The 17,103-nt window shown below is 68.9% G+C and carries 15 protein-coding genes; 8 read left to right on the forward strand and 7 right to left on the reverse strand.

Going from position 1 to position 17,103, the window contains the following annotated elements; all coding sequences use genetic code 11:
• Window positions 1-129 precede the first annotated feature (129 nt).
• Window positions 130-753, reverse strand: coding sequence for an L-threonylcarbamoyladenylate synthase (locus tag ACLD0W_RS16930; protein WP_410308630.1), 624 nt, complete (start codon window positions 751-753; stop codon window positions 130-132).
• Window positions 750-1,661: a PHP domain-containing protein gene (locus tag ACLD0W_RS16935; RefSeq protein WP_410308631.1), complete on the reverse strand. Its 912-nt coding sequence runs from the start codon at window positions 1,659-1,661 to the stop codon at window positions 750-752. The genes ACLD0W_RS16930 and ACLD0W_RS16935 overlap by 4 nt, the downstream gene beginning before the upstream one ends.
• A 114-nt stretch (window positions 1,662-1,775) precedes the next feature.
• On the opposite strand from ACLD0W_RS16935, the gene ACLD0W_RS16940 reads away from it, so the two are divergent.
• The 3 genes from ACLD0W_RS16940 (at window position 1,776) to ACLD0W_RS16950 (ending at window position 3,452) form a co-directional block, all read left to right on the forward strand.
• Complete coding sequence (locus tag ACLD0W_RS16940; RefSeq protein WP_410308632.1) at window positions 1,776-2,426, forward strand: inner membrane-spanning protein YciB; 651 nt, start codon at window positions 1,776-1,778, stop codon at window positions 2,424-2,426.
• Window positions 2,404-2,703, forward strand: coding sequence for a YciI family protein (locus tag ACLD0W_RS16945; RefSeq protein ID WP_410308633.1), 300 nt, complete (start codon window positions 2,404-2,406; stop codon window positions 2,701-2,703). Before ACLD0W_RS16940 ends, ACLD0W_RS16945 begins: the two co-directional genes overlap by 23 nt.
• 89 nt (window positions 2,704-2,792) lie before the next feature.
• Entirely contained in the window at window positions 2,793-3,452 is a 660-nt protein-coding gene (locus tag ACLD0W_RS16950; protein WP_410308634.1) for a TIGR04211 family SH3 domain-containing protein, read from the forward strand.
• 37 nt (window positions 3,453-3,489) lie between these two features.
• On the opposite strand, the gene ACLD0W_RS16955 is transcribed toward ACLD0W_RS16950, so the two are convergent.
• The gene (locus ACLD0W_RS16955; protein WP_410308635.1) at window positions 3,490-4,437 is read right to left on the reverse strand and encodes a hypothetical protein; all 948 of its coding nucleotides are present in this window, start codon (window positions 4,435-4,437) and stop codon (window positions 3,490-3,492) included.
• 44 nt (window positions 4,438-4,481) lie between these two features.
• Window positions 4,482-5,672 carry a CaiB/BaiF CoA transferase family protein gene (locus ACLD0W_RS16960; protein ID WP_410308636.1) on the reverse strand — a complete coding sequence of 397 codons (1,191 nt, stop codon included), beginning with the start codon at window positions 5,670-5,672 and terminating at the stop codon, window positions 4,482-4,484.
• A 167-nt stretch (window positions 5,673-5,839) separates the two neighbouring features.
• Between ACLD0W_RS16960 and ACLD0W_RS16965 the strand changes: the two genes are divergently transcribed.
• Window positions 5,840-6,730: an acyltransferase gene (locus tag ACLD0W_RS16965; RefSeq protein WP_410308637.1), complete on the forward strand. Its 891-nt coding sequence runs from the start codon at window positions 5,840-5,842 to the stop codon at window positions 6,728-6,730.
• Between the two features lie 116 nt (window positions 6,731-6,846).
• Window positions 6,847-9,441, forward strand: a complete 2,595-nt coding sequence (locus ACLD0W_RS16970) for a DUF349 domain-containing protein (protein ID WP_410308638.1) — start codon at window positions 6,847-6,849, stop codon at window positions 9,439-9,441.
• A gap of 35 nt (window positions 9,442-9,476) precedes the next feature.
• Here ACLD0W_RS16970 and ACLD0W_RS16975 read toward each other — a convergent pair whose 3' ends face one another.
• Together ACLD0W_RS16975 and ACLD0W_RS16980 are read right to left on the reverse strand one after the other, a co-directional pair.
• Window positions 9,477-10,094 carry a DUF924 family protein gene (locus tag ACLD0W_RS16975; RefSeq protein WP_410308639.1) on the reverse strand — a complete coding sequence of 206 codons (618 nt, stop codon included), beginning with the start codon at window positions 10,092-10,094 and terminating at the stop codon, window positions 9,477-9,479.
• Between the two features lie 18 nt (window positions 10,095-10,112).
• On the reverse strand, window positions 10,113-10,724 hold the full coding sequence (locus ACLD0W_RS16980) for an arylesterase (RefSeq protein WP_410308640.1): 612 nt from the start codon (window positions 10,722-10,724) through the stop codon (window positions 10,113-10,115).
• Between ACLD0W_RS16980 and ACLD0W_RS16985 the strand changes: the two genes are divergently transcribed.
• A complete protein-coding gene (locus ACLD0W_RS16985; RefSeq protein ID WP_410308641.1) occupies window positions 10,725-11,399 on the forward strand; it encodes an ABC transporter ATP-binding protein in 675 nt (224 codons plus the stop codon).
• Window positions 11,392-13,842 carry an ABC transporter permease gene (locus ACLD0W_RS16990; protein ID WP_410308642.1) on the forward strand — a complete coding sequence of 817 codons (2,451 nt, stop codon included), beginning with the start codon at window positions 11,392-11,394 and terminating at the stop codon, window positions 13,840-13,842. Before ACLD0W_RS16985 ends, ACLD0W_RS16990 begins: the two co-directional genes overlap by 8 nt.
• 69 nt (window positions 13,843-13,911) lie before the next feature.
• On the opposite strand, the gene ACLD0W_RS16995 is transcribed toward ACLD0W_RS16990, so the two are convergent.
• The gene (locus ACLD0W_RS16995; protein WP_410308643.1) at window positions 13,912-15,105 is read right to left on the reverse strand and encodes a multidrug effflux MFS transporter; all 1,194 of its coding nucleotides are present in this window, start codon (window positions 15,103-15,105) and stop codon (window positions 13,912-13,914) included.
• Window positions 15,106-15,275: 170 nt separating this feature from the next.
• On the opposite strand from ACLD0W_RS16995, the gene ACLD0W_RS17000 reads away from it, so the two are divergent.
• On the forward strand, window positions 15,276-17,093 hold the full coding sequence (locus tag ACLD0W_RS17000; RefSeq protein WP_410308644.1) for a cation:proton antiporter: 1,818 nt from the start codon (window positions 15,276-15,278) through the stop codon (window positions 17,091-17,093).
• Window positions 17,094-17,103 lie beyond the last annotated feature (10 nt).

Consider the following 17,103-nt stretch of genomic DNA (forward strand, 5'->3'; position numbering starts at 1 on the left):
GGCAAGAAAGCGGCGATTATAAAGGGAACCGCCGGGGTAAAGACAGGGCTGGCACGCTGCCAGCCCGGGGAAGATCCGGATTAATGCCTTGCAGGGACAGTGCCAGTCCGTCCCCGGGCTTACGAGTGTTCAGAAAATGGCGTCGAGCGGCCCGGCGCCCTCGCGCACCACCTCCGGGCCGGTGCCGTCCGCCAGGGAGATCACCGTGGTCTCGGTGATCCCGCAGAAGCCGCCGTCGATGATCAGATCCACCTGCCCCTGCAGGAAATCCCGCACGTCCTGGGGATCGGTGAGCGGGAACTCGTCGTCCGGCAGATGGGCGGTGGAGGTCATGATCGGCCCGCCCTGCTCCGCCAGCAGCGCCTGGCAGATGGGGTGATCGGGCACACGGATACCGATGGTGCGCTTTTTCGGGTGCATCAGACGCCGGGGCACCTCATGGGTGGCCTTGAGAATAAAGGTATAGGGCCCGGGCGTGTGCGCCTTGAGCAGCCGGTAGTCCGGGTTGTCCACCTTGGCGAACACCGCCAGCACCGACAGGTCCGGACACAGCAGCGTGAACTGGTGTTTGTCGTCCAGCCGGCGCAGGCGGATCAGCCGCTCCAGGGCGTCTTTTTCACCGATGCCGCAGCCCAGGGCGTAGGTGGTGTCGGTGGGATAGGCGATCAGGCCGCCCTTGCGGATCACGTCCACCGCCTGCCGGATCAGGCGCGGCTGGGGCGTTTCCGGATGAATGTGGAGAACCTCGGTCATGATACGGACACCTTGAGATCAGGGTCGGACGAACCGGCATTGGCCGCCGCGTAGCCGGCCTGGGGCAGCTGCCACACCGCCCGGCCGTCCGGCGGAAACGGCGGCAGGCCGCCCAGGGACAGCCACTTCTGCTGCGGCGAATGAAAATCACTGCCGCCGGACACCGCCAGCCCGAAATGCCGCCAGCACTCTTCCAGCAGGCCGGCCTGGTGCGGGCTGAGCCCGGGCATCACCGCTTCCATGGCCAGGCCACCGGCGTTGCGGAAATCCCGCACCAGTTCGCGCAGGCGCTTGCGGGTCAGGTTGTAGGCCTGGGGGTGGGCCAGCACCGGCACGCCGCCGGCGGCCAGCAGGTCCTGGACGCCCTGCTCCAGAGTCACCCAGGGGGTGGACACGAACGCCGACTGGCCCTTCTTGAGGAAGCGGTTGAAGGCATGGCGCTGGTCGCGCACCACGCCCTCCTCCACCAGCACCCGGGCGAACCAGGGCCGGCCGGGCGTGTCCGAGGCGGCCTTGTCGCAGGCCTTGGCGTAGCTGTCCTCGATGCGGGCCGCCTTGTCCAGGCGGGCGCCGATGCGCCGGGCCCGTTCCCGCCGGGCATCCAACTGCGCGGCCACCCGGGCGCCCAATACCGGGCACGCCGGGTCCACCCACAGGCCCAGAACGTGGATCTCCCGGGTGCCCCACAGTACCGACAGCTCAATGCCGTCGATCAGGGTAATACCGTGCCCCGCCGCCGCGGCGCGCGCCTCCGGCAGACCGGCCAGGGTGTCGTGGTCGGTGAGCGCCAGGGCGTCGACGCCGTACTCGGCGGCGCGGGCGACCAGTTCCGCCGGCGCCAGAACGCCGTCGGAGGCGAGGCTGTGGCAGTGCAGGTCGGGGCGTTGGAACGGGGCAATGTGGGTCATGGCGCGCACGTTACCACACTCGCGCCCCCGGCCTATACAGGCGGGGGCGCCGGGCGGGATGATTTAGGCGGCGGTTCCCGCTACCATCGGCGGTCCGACCGAGGAAACGACTTCATGAAGCAATTGTTCGACTACCTCCCGGTGGTGGTGTTTTTCGGCCTGTACTTCCTCAGTGGCCGGGACATCATGCTGGCCACCTGGGGCATCATCGCCGCCACCTCCTTCCAGGTAATCGCCGGACGGCTGATCTGGAAACGCTGGCATCGCCTGCACCTGATGGTGCTGGCCATCACCCTGGTGTTCGGTGGTCTGACGCTGCTGCTGCGCGACGACGTCTTCATCAAATGGCGGCCCTCGATCATCAGCTTCGTACTGGCGGCGGTGCTGCTGGTGGGCCATTTCCTGCGCCAGCGCAACCTGCTGCAGCGCCTGTGCGAGAAGCTGATGATCAGCGGCTTCGGCTATGTGGTGGCCCTGCCCCGCCGTGACTGGAACCGCCTCAACCTGGCGTTCATCCTCTATTTCGTCGGGCTGGGCGCGCTCAATCTGTACATCGCCTACAACTTCAGCACCGATTTCTGGGTCAATTTCAAACTGTTCGGCTTCACCGCCCTGCAGATGGTGTTCTATGTCGGTGCGTTCCTCTATTTCTATAAACGCATGCCGGACGCCGACCGCCAGCGCCTTTTCCACCAGGACAAACAGCCGCCGGAAGCGCCGGCCAAGAAAGACGAGGACGACGATGCTGTACGCGATCATCAGTGAAGACGTGGCCGACTCCCTGGACAAGCGCGCCAGCGCCCGGGGCGACCACCTGGCCCGCCTGGAGCGGCTCCGCGACGAAGGCCGGCTGACCCTGGCCGGTCCGCACCCGGCGGTGGACAGCACGGACCCGGGCCAGGCCGGGTTCACCGGTTCCCTGGTGGTGGCCGAGTTCGATTCCCTGGAAGCGGCCCAAACCTGGGCCGACGCCGACCCCTATATCGCCGCCGGCGTCTACGCCCGGGTCACGGTGAAACCGTTCAAGGCGGTACTTCCCTGAGTTTCTTCCCTGAAATGTGACTATTTCGGCGCCCTCGGCGGCGCCGGTTCCCTAAACTTCGCGCCTTCACCGTCAAGGAGTTTCCATCGATGCTGGTCCGCTGGTTGTGTTTGTTGTTGCTCGCCGTGCTGTCGGTGCCCGCCACCGCCGCCACCGCCTGGGTGGACGATGAGATTTACGTGCCGGTGCGCTCCGGCGCCGGTTCCGGCTACCGCATCGTGCATCGGGGCCTGAAGAGCGGCACCCAGGTGGAATTGCTCGGTGAGGAAGGTGACTGGGTACACATCCGCCACGGCGACGTGGACGGCTACATCGGCAAGCAGTACATCAGCCGCACCCCGGTGGCGGCGATCCGCCTGCGCGACGCCACCCAGAAAGCCGAGAAGCTGGAACAGCAGGTCGGCACCCTCCAGGAGCAGCTCAACCAGGCGCAGAGCGAACGCGACCGGCTCAGCGGCGAGAACCAGGAGCTGCAAGGCTCACTGACCAGCCGGGGCCAGGAACTGGACAAGCTGCGCGATGTGGCCGCCGACCCGCTGCGCCTGGATCAGGCCAACCGCCGTCTCAATGAAGAACTGAGCATGCTGCGTTCCGACCTGGATCAGCTGAAGGCCGAAAACACCATGCTGCGCAACGACAACACCTCACGGAAATGGATCACCGGCGTGGGCATTCTGATTCTCGGCGCCGTGGCCGGCCTGCTGCTGAAATCCAAATCCGGCCGCCGCCGGGGCGGCTGGGCCAACTAAGGCGGTCGCTTCTAAACGAACTGGCCGCCACCGGCGTTCACACGTCCACCTTGCCGAACAGGGTTTCCAGGCGCAGCACCACCCCGTGCACGCCCTGGTAATCCTGTTCCCGGGGCCACAGCACGAACGGCTCCACCTCCACGAACAACCAGGGCCGCCACAGGTTGCGACGGTAGCGGGCGTACAGCCGGTAATTGTCCACCACGCCGGGCTTGCTGCGCCCGCCCACGCCCAGCCCCAGATTGAGCGCCGACTGGTGCCCCAGCTGCTTGAACAGGTTGACGCCCTGGAACAAGCCCAGGCCGGTGCCCTCCTGATTGAATTCCTCGGTGTAACGGACCTCGGTGGAAAAACGCAGGATGGCGTCCGGCGCCAGGGGCCGGTCCAGCTCCACCAGCGAGCGGCTGCCCCAACCGTCCGGATCTTCCCAATAGATTCTCTGGGTGTAGCGCAGCCAGGCGCTTTGATTGGCAAGCGGATAGAGACGCCGGTAGCGGGCGCGCACGAAGGTGGTCAGGTCGGAACGGGCGCCCACGTCCACGTCCAGGTCCATGGCGTCGGTGCGGTCCACCACCCATCGCAACGCCCCGCGAAAACCGCCTTCGTCGTCGTTGCCGGGCAGATCCCGGGCCACCGGCTGGTCGTCCCGGTCCTCGTCGCGGCTGCGAAACAGCAGCGACAGGCGCCGCTCGGCGCTGGGCAGCCACACCCGGGCGTCCACGTCCACGTCGCTGGCGTCCTCGTTGTCGTCCCGCCAGACCCGTTCGCCGGTGACCCGCACCAGACTGGCGGCGGGTTCATTGTTCTCGCGCAGGGGGTCCTGGAAAAAGCCGTCCACCCAGCGGCTCGGCCAGCACAGGGAGCGCGACAACCAACCGTGGGTGCGGTCCACCAGGGTGTCCGCGCCCGGCCAGAGGCAATCGTCCGGGGCCGCCCTCAGCAGCCCGCTCCACAACAACAATCCCACCAGTAACGTTCGCCTCATGGCGCCAGCATAGCGTCCGCCGGTGGCGTCGTGAATCGCGATCGTCAGGCGTCGCCGCCGAGGGCGCCGGCGTCGCGCAGGCGCTCGATGGCGGCGTCGTCCAGCCCCCGTTCGCGCAGCACCTCCCGGTTGTGCTGGCCGATGCGCGCGCCGCTGAAGCGGTAATCCACCGGCGTGGCGGAGAACTTGAACGGCGAGGCCACCTGGCGCTGATGGCCGCCGTCGTGGCGCGGCACCTCCACCACCATGTTGCGCGCTTTCAACTGCGGGTGGGCGGCGGCCTCGCTGAAGCTCAGCACCGGCTCCACGCAGCAATCCAGGTCGGCGAACACGGCGCACCAGTGATCGTAGTCCTGACCGGCCAGCACCTCGGCGATGGCCGCCTTGAGCCCGGCCACGGTGTCCGGGTTCTGGCTCAGGCCCTGGGCGGCCAGCTCCGGCCGGCCGATCGCCTGGCAGAACGGGCTGAAGAACTGGGGTTCCAGGCCGGCCACGGACAGGTAGCGGCCGTCCCGGGTGCGGTAGCAATCGTAGAAGCCGCCGCCGTTGAGGGTGGTGCCTTCCAGCGCCGGGTCCTGGCCGGCCACCAGCGCCGGCGGCGCGGCCAGGCCGTGCAGCGCGAAGGCCGCGTCGGTCATGGAAATATCCAGGTGCTGGCCTTCACCGTTTTGCTGGCGGTGCACCACCGCCGCCAGAATCGCCATCACCGCGTGGCAGGAGCCGCCGGCGATATCGGCCACCTGAAAGGCCATCGGCGCCGGGCCGCTGTCGCGGCGGCCGTTGTAGCTGGTCATGCCGGCCAGGGACAGGTAATTGAGGTCGTGGCCGGCCCGGTCCCGGTAGGGGCCGTCCTGGCCGTAGCCGGTGATCGAGCAGTAGATCAGGCCCGGGTTGATCGCTTTCAGGGTCTGGTAGCCCACGCCCAGCTTGTCCATCACGCCGGGCCGGAACTGCTCCACCACGATGTCATAGTCCTTGACCAGATCGTGGACCACCTGGCGGGCCTCCGCCTTCTTCAGGTCCAGGGCCAGACAGCGCTTGGAGCGGTTCAGGTAGCCGTGCACCGCCGACACGCCGTCCTCGGAGGGCGGCAGCAGCCGCACCATGTCCGGCCGCGTGGGCGACTCCACCCGCAACACCTCGGCGCCCATGTCCGCCAGCATCAAAGTGGCGAAGGGGCCGGGCAGCAGGGTGGAAAAATCGAGCACTTTCAGGGAGGCCAGGGGACCGCTCATGGACTTCACTCCTTACCCGGGACATCATCAAAAGAACGTCGACCCTACCCGCTGCCGGGGACGCCGCCAATGGCAGGGTGCGTCACGGACTGACCGAATCGGACATGGGGCGGCGCCGCCAAACACGGTAGCATGCGCCGCTGTTTCGAGGACTTTACCGGTAGATCATGACTCCGATAATAAAACTGCGCGGCATCCTGGCCCTGGTGGGCATTACCCTCAACACCCTGCTGATGATCGGGCCCCTGTATCTGTTCGCCCTGTTGCGGCTGGCCCTGCCCTTCCATCCGGTGCAGGTGGCCCTGGCACGGGTGCTGGTGGTGATCGCGGAAACCTGGATGGCGGTGAACAACGCCATCATCAGCCTGACCAGCGGCGTGCGCTGGCGGGTGGAAGGCATGGAAGGCCTGGCCCGCCGGGAGTGGTACCTGGTCACCTCCAACCACCAGTCCTGGGCGGACATCCTGGTGCTGCAGAAGGTCACCAACCGGCGGGTGCCGTCGCTGAAGTTCTTCCTCAAGCAGCAATTGATCTGGGTGCCACTGCTGGGGCTGGCCTGGTGGGCGCTGGATTTTCCGTTCATGAAGCGCTACACCCGGGCCCAGCTGGAGAAGCACCCGGAGCTCAAGGGCAAGGACATGGAGACCACCCGCCGCGCCTGCGCCAAGTACGCCCATTTCCCGGTGTCGGTGATGAACTTCTTCGAAGGCACCCGCTTCACCCGTGCCAAGCACGACGAGCAGGACTCGCCCTACCTGCACCTGCTCAAGCCCAAGGCCGGCGGCGCCGCCTTCACTCTCAAGGCGATGGGCGGCCAGCTGCACAAGCTGCTGGATTTCACCATCGTTTACCCGCCGAACACCACCCGCTCCCTGCTCGGCTTCCTGGGCGGCGCCATGGACGAGGTCCAGGTGATCGTGCATCAGCGCCCGATCCCGGACTGGGCCGCGGACGGCGACTATGAGAACGACCCGGAATTCCGCGCCCGTATCCAGGGCTGGATCAGCGAAATCTGGGCGGAAAAAGACGCCCTGATCCAGTCACGCCTTTCCGCCTGAGGGCGAAATTGCCTATAGTAGGAGCCGCTTCAGCCGCGATGCACCGACGGTGCCATCACGGCTGAAGCGGAGCGCCGTCCGGCCGTTCCCACAACAAACGCCATAACAGGGGTGACATGGCACTACGCAACCTTTTCAAGCCGCGGTGGCGCCACCGCGACGCCGCCGTGCGCGCGGACGCCGCCGCCGCTCTCGACCCGAGCCGCGACGGTGACACCCTGACGGCCCTGGCCGACCACGACGACAGCCCCCGGGTGCGGGCGGTGGCCGCCGGCGCCCTGCTGGACCTGGCGGTGCTCGACCGGCTGATCCGCGACGACGGCGACGCCGAGGTGCGCGAAGCCGCCTCGCAACGGATCATGGCGCTGCTCGCCGGCCAGGTCGACGGCGGCCCGGACGCGGCCACCCGCCAGCGGCTGATCGCCCACACCGACAACCCCCGGGTGCTCCAGCATGTGGCACGGCACAGTCCGGATCCGGACAGCCGCCAGGCGGCCCTGGCCGCCATCGGCGATGCGCAAGGCCTTTATGAACTGGCCGTCCACGGCCAGGACGCGGCCCTGCGCCTGGCCGCCGCCGAACGCCTGGACGACGACGCCCTGCTCCGCCAACTGGGCCGCGACGGCCGCGACAAGAAAGTGGTGCGGCTGGCCCGGGAGCGGCTCAAGGACCATCAGAAAACCGCCGCCGACCGGCAACACCGGGACCAGGAGCGGGATCAGACCCTGAGCGCCCTGGAGCAGCTGGCCGGACGCAGCGCCGACCCGTTGTTCGACGCCCGTCTGGGTCAACTGGAACAGCGCTGGCGGGCCCTGGCCGAGGAGGCCAGCGCCGACCAGCGGGGCCGCGCCGAGCGGGCTCTGGCCAGCTGTCACGAACGGATCGAGGCCCGCCACCGGGAAGAACGGGCGGCGGCCCTCCATGAAGCCGCCGTGGCCGAGCGCCAGGCCGCCCTGGATACCCTGCGCACGCTGCTGCGCGACCTGACCAGCGACACCTGGGACCAGCAACTCGGCGAGCTGCGTTCCGCGGTGGCCACCCAGGAGCGCCGCTGGCAGGCGGCGGCGGAAGAGGCCCCCGGCGACGACGACCAGGAGCTGGCGTTCCGCTCCCAGCTGGACGAATGGCGCCGCCTGATCGCCCTGGCCGAGACCGCCCGCGAGGAGCAAGCGCCGGAAGCGCGCCAGGAATTGGCCGAGCAGTGGCCGTCCCGGGTGCCGCCGCCCTCTTCCCTGATCGGTCTGGCCGCCGAGCCGGACCCGCCGCCGGCCGCCGCCGAAGCGGCGCCGCGCCGCTCGGAAAAAACCCCCACCAGCCGCCACCGGGGCCTGGTGGTGGCGCTGCGCCGGGAACTGGAGCGCGGCAATCTGAAACACGCCAACCGGCTGTGGCTGAAGGCCGAGGCGGCGCTCGCCGACGAGGACGACCCCTGGCTGGCGCGCCAGTTGGAGCGCCACACCGAACGGCGCGAGGAACTGCGTGATTGGCACGCCTTCGCCGCCCAGCCGAAGAAAGAGGCCCTGTGCGAGCGCATGGAGGCACTGGTGGCGGTCGACATGGACCCGGAAGAACGGGCCAGCGCCATCCAGGCCCTGCACGACGAATGGCGCGCCCTGATGAGTTCCGACCAGGGCCAGGACCAGGCCCTCTGGGACCGCTTCAAGGCGGCATCGGACCGGGCCTATGAACCCTGCCGCGCCCACTTCCGGGAACTCGACGCCCAGCGGGCGGAGAACCTGGAGAAGCGCCGCGCCCTGTGTGCCCAGCTGGCGGATTTCGTGGCCGGCGAAAACTGGGCCAGGGCGGATTGGCAAGCGGTCTGGGAAATCCGCCGGCGCGCGCCCCGGGAATGGAAAGAGCTGGCGCCGGTGCGCTTCACCGACGCCCGCGACGTGCAAAAGCGTTTCTCCGCCCTGCTCACCGAGATCGACGAACGGCTGGACCAGGCCTGGCAGCACGCCGAGCAGCAGCGCCAGGGCATGATCGACGAAGCCCGTGCGCTCACCGAACAGGACGACGTGCACGGCGCCGCCCGCCAGGCCCGCGACCTGCAAACCCGCTGGCGCGCCGCCGCCTGGCTGCCGCCGGCCCGCCATCGTGCTTATCAGAAAACCTTCCGCGGCCTGATGGACGCCCTGTTCGGCGCCCGCCAGGCGGCCAGCCAGGCCCGCGACGAGGAGCGCCGCGCCGAGCAGGAACGGGCCAGCGCGGTGCTGGCCGAATGCGAACAGCATCTGGAGCGCCCACTGGCGGAACAAAATGACGGCGACCTGGCGGAGCGCGCCGGTGCCCTGGAGGCGCTGGTCACCGGCGCCCTGGACCGGGGCCAGCAACGCCGCCACCAGCAGCTGCGGGACCGGCTGCGGCAGTTGCGCGCCGAACTGCCGCGCTGGCGCCGCTGGCGGGACGCCCGGCAACGGCTGGCGGACGCCCCGGAGGGCGGCGCCGATGACAGCGCTGAAGACAGCGGCCGGGCGGTGGCCCTGGAAGCCCTGGCCGGCGTGGAAACGCCGGAGCACGCCCGCCAGGAACGGCTGGCCTGGCAGCTTGAGCAGCTGCCCCGGGCGATGAAATCCGCCGGCCATGCCCCCCTTGAAGAAGCCCTCAAGCTGGTGGAGGAGCGGCCCGCCGAGGCCCCTCTGGAGGCGGCCCTGCGCCAGCGGCTGCTGGCCGCCCTGGATGCGCTGGAGCCCCACGAAGGGCGCGGCTGAAGCGGAGCCGCCTCAGCCGCGAAACGGCGGTCGGGCTACTGCCCGTAGCGTTTCGCGGTTTCCAGAAAGGTGAGCTCCTCGGCGCTGCTTTCCCGCCCCAGCGCCTGGTTGCGGTGGGGAAAACGTCCGAACCGGCGGATCACATCCCGGTGCTCCTCGGCGAAACGCACGTTCTCTTCAATGCTCGGGCGCAGCGCCGCCGGCACCCGCTCGCGCAGATCCTGATAGCAGCGCACCGCCCGGTTCTGCAGGTCCTCGTCCTCGGCGTGCATCAACGGCATGCAGAAGAACACCTGGCCGGGCCAGTCCAGGCGCCGGTCCTGGCCAGTGGACAGGCCCTCCAGACACAGGGTGGCGGCACGGTGGTCGCCAGCGAAGGCGCGCGCCTCGCCGCGGAAGATATTGCGGGTAAACTGATCCAGCAGCAGGATCAACGCCAGCCGCGAACCGGCCTGGCGTTCCCAATCCACCAGCTCGCGGGCCAGCGCCGCCTCCACCCGCTCGCCGAAGCGCGCTTCGATGTCGGCATCCCGGGCCGGGCTGCTCTTGAACCAGCCACGGGTGATTCCCGCCGGCGGCCAGCCGTTTTCATCCCGTTCCTCACCGAACCAGAACGTCAGAATGTCCTCATGGGGCGCGTGCAAGTCCATCATGGCGGGTCTCCGTGGGGGTCAGCGGCAGCTCGCCGGCAGCGCCGGTTCGATCACCGGCCAGGCGTTGTCGAACAGGGTCGGCTGGGCGGCCACGGTGGGATGGATGCCGTCGTCCTGCAACTGGCCGGCTTCCACCACCCCGTCCAGCAGGAACGGCAACAGCGGCACCTCGCCCTGGTCGGCGGCGTCGCGGAACGCCTGCTCGAAACGCTCGGTGTAGGCGCGGCCATAATTGGGCGGAATGCGCATGCCCAGCAGCACCGGCTCGGCGCCGGCTTCACGGCTGAGCCGTATCATGGTGCCCAGATTGTCCGCCAGCCGCTGCGGCGGCAGACCGCGCAGGCCGTCGTTGCCGCCCAGTTCGATCACCACGGTGTCGGGCCGGTGGCGCTCCAGCAGCGCGGGCAGACGCACCCGGCCGCCGTCGCTGGTGTCACCGCTCACCGAGGCGTTGACCACCGGCAGGCCGGAACATTGCGTCTCCAGTCGCTGTCGGAGAAGCTGTACCCACCCCTCCGACTCGTCGATGCCATAGGCCGCGCTGATGCTGTCACCCAGCACCAGCACGCCTTCGGCGCGCACGGCGGCGGGCACAATCAAACACAATACGATCAGCAGGCGTCCCCACATATGGCTTCCACTCCGGTTCTCGACGCTCGTCAACTTAGCAAAACGGTTCCCGCCCCGGAAGGCACGCTGACCCTCCTCGATGATATCCACCTGACGTTGAACCCCGGTGACAGTTTGGCCATCACCGGGCCGTCCGGTTCCGGAAAATCCACGTTATTGGGTCTGCTCGCCGGCCTGGACGTGCCCAGCGGCGGCGAAGTGCGGTTGCGCGGCGAGCCGTTCAGCGCCCTGGACGAGGACGGCCGCGCCGCCCTGCGCGGGCGCTATTGCAGCTTCGTGTTCCAGGCGTTCCATCTGGTCGCCGACCTGAATGCCCTGGAAAATGTCCAGTTGCCGCTGGAGATCGCCGGCGCCGACCGCGCCCGGGAACGGGCCCGTCACTGGCTGGAGCGGGTCGGCCTGGGGCACCGGGAGCGGCATTTCCCGGCGCAGCTGTCCGGCGGCGAACAGCAACGGGTGGCCCTGGCCCGCGCCTTCGCGGTGGAACCGGACCTGCTGTTCGCCGACGAACCCACCGGCAGCCTGGACCGGGCCAATGGGGATCAGGTGGCCAATCTGCTGTTCGATCTCAACCGGGACCACGGCACCGCCCTGGTGCTGGTGACCCACGACCCGGCCCTGGCCGCCCACTGCGCCCATCACCACGAGCTGGTGGAGGGCCGCCTGAATGCCTGATCCCCGGCTTATGCTGCGACCCTGGCGCTCCGGTGCCTTCCGTATTCAGGCCCTGGCCCTGCTGGTGGCGTCCCTGGCCATCGCCGCGGTGGTGTTGCTGCGTGGCGAACTGGAGCACCGTTTCGCCAACCGCACCGCCGAAGCCATCGGCGGCGATCTGATTCTGGAAGGCAGCCAGCCCGCCAGCGAGCAGCAGATCGCGCTGCTCGGCGACCGGCCCCAGGCGGCCATCAGCCGCTTCACCACGGTACTGGTGCGCGACGACACCTTCGTGCTGGTGAGCGTCAAGGCGGTGGACGACGGCTACCCCCTGTTCGGCCAGCTGCGGGTCAGCGACCGGCGCTTCGGCGACCCGGTGGCGGTGGACCGGGGCCCGCCCGCCGGTGAAGTGTGGCTGGCCGGCACCGCCCTGGACCGGCTGGACCAGAACCTGGGCGAATTCATCACCGTCGGCGACCGGGCGTTGCTGGTAAGCAAGGTGCTGGTGCGCGAGCCGGATCAGGGCGCCGGCTTCTACAGCATGAACCCGCGCCTGATGATGAACCTGGCCGACGTGGCTTCCACCGGCATCCTCGGCCCGGGCACCCGGGTGCGCCATGAACTGCGCATCGCCGCCCCCGGCGACCAGCTCACCGAGGTGGCGGAGGCGCTGCGCCCGACCCTGGCGGTGAATCAGGAAATCGACACCCGCGAGGACGCCGGTCTGCGCTCCATGGGCCCGCTGCGCCAACTCACCCTGTGGGGGCAACTGGCGGTAATGATGGTGGTGCTGCTATGCGGCGGCGCGGTCTATCTGGCCGCCGGCGTACGCGGCGCCGAACAGGCCGGCCGCTGCGCGGTGATGAAAACCTTCGGCGCCAGCCGCCGCCGTATTCTCGGCCAGGTGCTGGGCCGCGAGCTGCTGGCCCTGCTGCCGTCGCTGCTGCTGGGCCTGGGCCTGGCGGCGCTGGCGTTTACGCTGCTGCGCCGGTGGCTCGGCGAGGCGCTGGCCTGGCAACCGCCCTGGCACACCTGGCTGCTGCTGGGGCTGGCGCCGGTGGTGATCTGGGCGGGCTTCGCCCTGCCCCGGCTGTGGCGACTGGCCCACCTGCCGGCCCGGGACATTCTCGGCGACCGGCCCCAGGCGCCCTCCGCCCGGGCCGGCCTCAATCTGGTCGGCGCCCTGGCGGCGCCGGTGCTGGTGGCGATGATGCTGTCCGGCTCGCTCACCGATCTGGGCCAGTTGCTGGCGCTGATGGTGGCGGTGGCGGTGGGCCTGCCACTGTTGCTGTGGGGCCCGTTGCGGCTGGCGGACCGCGCCGGCCAGCGCTGGCCCCTGCCGGCCCGGTTGGCGCTGCGCCGGTTGTCCCGGCGCCCGCTCACCACCCTGCCGATGCTGGCCGCCATGGTGCTGGCCCTGTCGATCATGTCCCTGGCCACCCAGGTGGGCCAGCAGCTGCTGGCCGATTGGCGGGACCGGCTGCCGGAGAATGCCCCCAATTACTTCGTGCTCAATCTGTTCGATCAGGATCTGGACGCCTTCCGGGACTGGCTGGACCGGCACGACGCCCGGGTGCCCGGCTACTACCCGGTGGTGCGCGGCCGGCTCACCCGGATCAACGACGAGCCGGTGCGCGAGGCGGTGACCAAGGAAGACGACGAGGACGACCGGGGGCAGCGGGCCCTGAACCGGGACCTGTCGCTCACCGAGGCGGACACGCTGCCGGACAGCAACCGCACCCTGGACGGCCGCTGGGTCGGCGACGCCGCCGGCGAGGTATCGGTGGAGTCGGAGCTGGCCGAATCCCTGGGGCTCGCCGTGGGCGACACCCTCACCTTCACCGGCCAGACCGGAGACCTGGAGGCCACCGTGGTGGGGCTGCGTGAGGTGGATTGGGAGAGCTTCGAGCCGAATTTCTATTTCATGTTCAGCCCCGGCACCCTGGACGGCCAGAGCCGCTATTGGCTGACCAGCTTTTATTTGCCGGGCAACCGCACCGGGGAGCTGCCGGATCTGATCCGCCAGTTCCCGCAGATCACCCTGCTGGACGTCAACGCCCTGCTCGATCAGGCCCAGGGACTGATCGACCAGGCCAGCCGCGCCGCCCTGGCCCTGGCGGTGTTGCTGCTGGCCGCCAGTATTCTGGTGATGGCCGCCGCCTGGCTGGCCGGTGGCCAGCAGCGGCGACGGGACGAGGCCCTGCTGCGAGTGCTGGGGGCGCGCAACCGCCTGCTGCGCCGGGTGGCGGTGCTGGAGCAGTTGCTGCTGCTCGGCGGTGCCGCCCTGTTCGCCCACCTGCTGCATCTGGCGGCGCTGGTGCCGCTGGGCATCAAGCTGTTCGACGGCGACCTGCCGCTGTCGGCGTGGATCCTGCTGCCCTGGGTGGTGGTGCTGCCGCTGCTGGCGCTGGAGGCGCTGCGCCCCCGTGGCCAGGACGCGCCGCTGGCGCGGCTGGCCGGCTGATCGTGGGCATCGCGACTGAAGTCGCTCCTACGATTCCCTGTAGGAGCGACTTCAGTCGCGATCCGGTGGTCAAAACCGGTTGGCGATGCGCTCGCCGGCGATCAGGCGGAACGACAGCAGCGCCGCCAGGGCGCTGCCCGCCATCAGGGCGGTCATCGGCAGCGGCGTGCCGTTGTGGATGATGCCGAGACCGGTGCCGATCAGGCCGGCGAGCAGAAACTGCAGGCAGCCGTTGAGCCCGGTGGCGGCGCCGCTGTCGCGTTCGAAATAGGCCAGGAAACTGGCCAGGGCGTTGGGAATCGCCAGGGCCGCCATGCCGGCCACCAGCATGATCAGCGGCACCGTGTTCCACAGCGCCAGTTCGCCGGCCAGGGTCAGCGCCAGCAGCGCCGCCGCGGACAGACACTGGATCAGCACCGCCACGCCGAGAATGGTGACGCTTTCGAAGCGGCGCAGCAGCAGCACGTTAAGCCGGTTAAGCGCCAGCATCATCACCACATTGGCGCCGAAATAGAGCGGGAAAGCGGTTTCGCCCACGTCGAAATATTCGATATAGAGAAAGGCGGCGTCGGTGATAAAGGTGAACATGGCCGAGAACACCAGGCCGTTGGCAAGGATGAACCCCATCGCCTTGCGCTGGCGCAGCACCCGTCCGTAGGCGGCGAACATGCGATGGCGCAGGGGCTCCTCCGCCACCTGGGGCGCCACCGTGGGCAGCCCGAAACGCAGAATCAGCCCGACCACCACCGCGTAGGCGGCCAGCATCACGAAGATGCTCGGCCAGCCGGACAGCTTCAGCAGCGCCGCGCCGATGGCCGGCGCCAGCAACGGCGCGATCAGCAGCACCAGCCCCACCGAGGTCAGCACCCGGGCCGCCTCGCGGCCGTTGAAGTGATCCCGCACCGAGGCCGCCGCGATCACCACCGTGGCGCCGCCACCCAGGGCCTGCACCACGCGCAGCAGGTAAAGCTGGCCAACGCTGGTGCAGACGCTGATCGCCAGGCTGGCCAGCAGGAACACCGCCAGCCCCACGTAGGCCACCGGCTTGCGGCCGAAGTGGTCGGACAGGGGCCCGCCCAGCCACTGGCCGGCGGCCACCCCGATCACATAGAAGCTCACCGACAGCTCCACCCGGTGCACCGCCACGCCGAAGTCCTCGGCCATGGTCGGCAGCGCCGGCAAATAGGTGTCGATGGCCAGCGGCCCGAGGGCCACCAGCCCACCCAGCAGAATGGCCAGGCGCAGCGGGGAAATCGTCGGCATGAAAAAGATTCCGGGAAACACGAAGAGGAAGCGCGCAAGGGTAACATTTGGCGGCGCGGGACGCGCGACAAGAATGGCCCGACGCACGGTTCCCGACGCGCCCGCTCATACTTCTTGCGGCTTATCGGATTCGCTGGGACCATAGCCGCACCCTCGAGACAAGGAAGCCCATGGAACTTTCCGTCCCTTTTCAGCTTGCCGTGATCACCGTGGTGGCCTTTCTGTGCCAGTGGGCCTCATGGCGGATCAAGCTGCCGGCGATTCTGCCGTTGTTGATTTCCGGTTTGCTGCTCGGCTCGGTGACCGGACTGATTCAACCCCGCGATCTGTTCGGGGATCTTTTACTGCCGGGGGTGTCCCTGGCGGTGTCGATTATTCTGTTCGAGGGCGCCCTCACCCTGCGCTTCGATGAAATCCGCGGTCTGGAAAAGACCGTGCGCCGTTTAGTCACCTGGGGTGCCCTGGTCACCTGGGGCGTGGTGACCCTGTCCGCCTGGGGGCTGCTGGATCTGCCGCTGGGCCTGGCGCTGCTGTTCGGCGCCCTGGTGGTGGTCACCGGCCCCACCGTGATCGTGCCGCTGCTGCGCAGCGTGCGGCCCAAGGCCAACGTGGCGCGGCTGCTGCGCTGGGAAGGCATCGTCATCGACCCGCTCGGCGCCATTCTCGCGGTACTGGCCTATGAGCTGGTGGTGGCCACCGGCCAGCAAGGCGCCCTGCTGCACGGCCTGTGGCTGTTCTTCCAGGCGATCGCCGTGGGCACCGTGATCGGCGCCGTGGTGGCCTTTATCCTCAGCTTCCTGCTGTCCCGGCAACTGGTGCCGGAATACCTGCGCAGCTTCCTGGTGCTGTCCATGGTGATCGGCTCCTTCGTGCTCTCCAACGGGCTCAGCGAGGAGTCCGGGCTGGTGGCGGTGACGGTGGCCGGTATCGTGCTGGCCAACCGCAAGGGCGTGCGCACCGACGACATCCTGCACTTCAAGGAAAACCTGTCGGTGATGCTGATCTCGGTGCTGTTCATCGTGCTGGCCGCGCGCCTGGAGATGGACCAGCTGCTGAGCCTGGGCGCCACCGCGCTGCTGGTGCTGGCCATCATCCAACTGGTGGCGCGGCCGCTGTCGGTGTGGGTGTCGACCCTGGGCAGCAGCCTTAACTGGCGGGAAAAGGCGCTGCTGGCCTGGATCGCCCCGCGCGGCATCGTGGCGGCGGCGGTGTCCGCCCTGTTCGCCCAGCGGCTGCAGGAAAACGGCGTGGAAGGCGCCGAGCTGCTGGTGCCGCTGACCTTCATGGTGATCATCGGCACGGTGGCGCTGCAGAGCGTCACCGCCCGGCCCCTGGCGCGGCTGCTCAAGGTGGCGGAACCGGGCCCGCGCGGCTTCCTGATCATCGGCGCCAACCCGGTGGCGCGGGCGGTGGGCGAAGCCCTGCACGAAAACAATTTCCCGGTGATCCTGATCGATTCCAGTTGGGAGAGCATCCGCGCCGCGCGCATGGAGGGCCTGGGCACCTTCTACGGCAACCCGGTGTCCAGCCACGCGGACCAGCATCTGGATCTGGTCGGCTACGGCAAGCTGCTGGGCCTGAGCCCGCGCCGGGAGCTGAACACCATGGCCACCATGCGCTACCGGCTGGAGTTCGGCGAGGCCAACGTCTACAGCCTGCCCTGGGTCAGCGAGAAGGAAGACAAGCACGAAGTGGCCGCCCAGCACCGGGGTGCCACCCTGTTCAGCAGCGAGGCCAGCTACGCGCGGCTGGCCAGCCTGATCAGCCAGGGCGCGGAGATCCGCCGCACGCGGATTACCGACGAGTTCAGCTTCGACGCCTATCTGAAGGTGGAGGACCGGCAGGTGATGCCGCTGTTCGCCATCGACCCCCGCGACCGGGTGCACGTGTTCACCGCCGAGACCCAGCCGGAACCCAAGCCCGGCTGGTCGGTGATCGGTCTGATCAAGGAAGAACAGACGGAGAAGGTGGAGAAAGCGGAGAAGTAAGAAGCGGCGC

The organism is Alloalcanivorax sp. C16-1, from assembly GCF_046507805.1.
In the GTDB taxonomy this organism is placed as follows: domain Bacteria; phylum Pseudomonadota; class Gammaproteobacteria; order Pseudomonadales; family Alcanivoracaceae; genus Alloalcanivorax.

Coding starts and splice junctions, on each gene's coding strand:
- ACLD0W_RS16930 (WP_410308630.1), bottom strand. CDS start 753: ATGACCGAGGTTCTCCACATTCATCCGGAAACGCCCCAGCCGCGCCTG.
- ACLD0W_RS16935 (WP_410308631.1), bottom strand. CDS start 1,661: ATGACCCACATTGCCCCGTTCCAACGCCCCGACCTGCACTGCCACAGC.
- ACLD0W_RS16940 (WP_410308632.1), top strand. CDS start 1,776: ATGAAGCAATTGTTCGACTACCTCCCGGTGGTGGTGTTTTTCGGCCTG.
- ACLD0W_RS16945 (WP_410308633.1), top strand. CDS start 2,404: ATGCTGTACGCGATCATCAGTGAAGACGTGGCCGACTCCCTGGACAAG.
- ACLD0W_RS16950 (WP_410308634.1), top strand. CDS start 2,793: ATGCTGGTCCGCTGGTTGTGTTTGTTGTTGCTCGCCGTGCTGTCGGTG.
- ACLD0W_RS16955 (WP_410308635.1), bottom strand. CDS start 4,437: ATGAGGCGAACGTTACTGGTGGGATTGTTGTTGTGGAGCGGGCTGCTG.
- ACLD0W_RS16960 (WP_410308636.1), bottom strand. CDS start 5,672: ATGAGCGGTCCCCTGGCCTCCCTGAAAGTGCTCGATTTTTCCACCCTG.
- ACLD0W_RS16965 (WP_410308637.1), top strand. CDS start 5,840: ATGACTCCGATAATAAAACTGCGCGGCATCCTGGCCCTGGTGGGCATT.
- ACLD0W_RS16970 (WP_410308638.1), top strand. CDS start 6,847: ATGGCACTACGCAACCTTTTCAAGCCGCGGTGGCGCCACCGCGACGCC.
- ACLD0W_RS16975 (WP_410308639.1), bottom strand. CDS start 10,094: ATGATGGACTTGCACGCGCCCCATGAGGACATTCTGACGTTCTGGTTC.
- ACLD0W_RS16980 (WP_410308640.1), bottom strand. CDS start 10,724: ATGTGGGGACGCCTGCTGATCGTATTGTGTTTGATTGTGCCCGCCGCC.
- ACLD0W_RS16985 (WP_410308641.1), top strand. CDS start 10,725: ATGGCTTCCACTCCGGTTCTCGACGCTCGTCAACTTAGCAAAACGGTT.
- ACLD0W_RS16990 (WP_410308642.1), top strand. CDS start 11,392: ATGCCTGATCCCCGGCTTATGCTGCGACCCTGGCGCTCCGGTGCCTTC.
- ACLD0W_RS16995 (WP_410308643.1), bottom strand. CDS start 15,105: ATGCCGACGATTTCCCCGCTGCGCCTGGCCATTCTGCTGGGTGGGCTG.
- ACLD0W_RS17000 (WP_410308644.1), top strand. CDS start 15,276: ATGGAACTTTCCGTCCCTTTTCAGCTTGCCGTGATCACCGTGGTGGCC.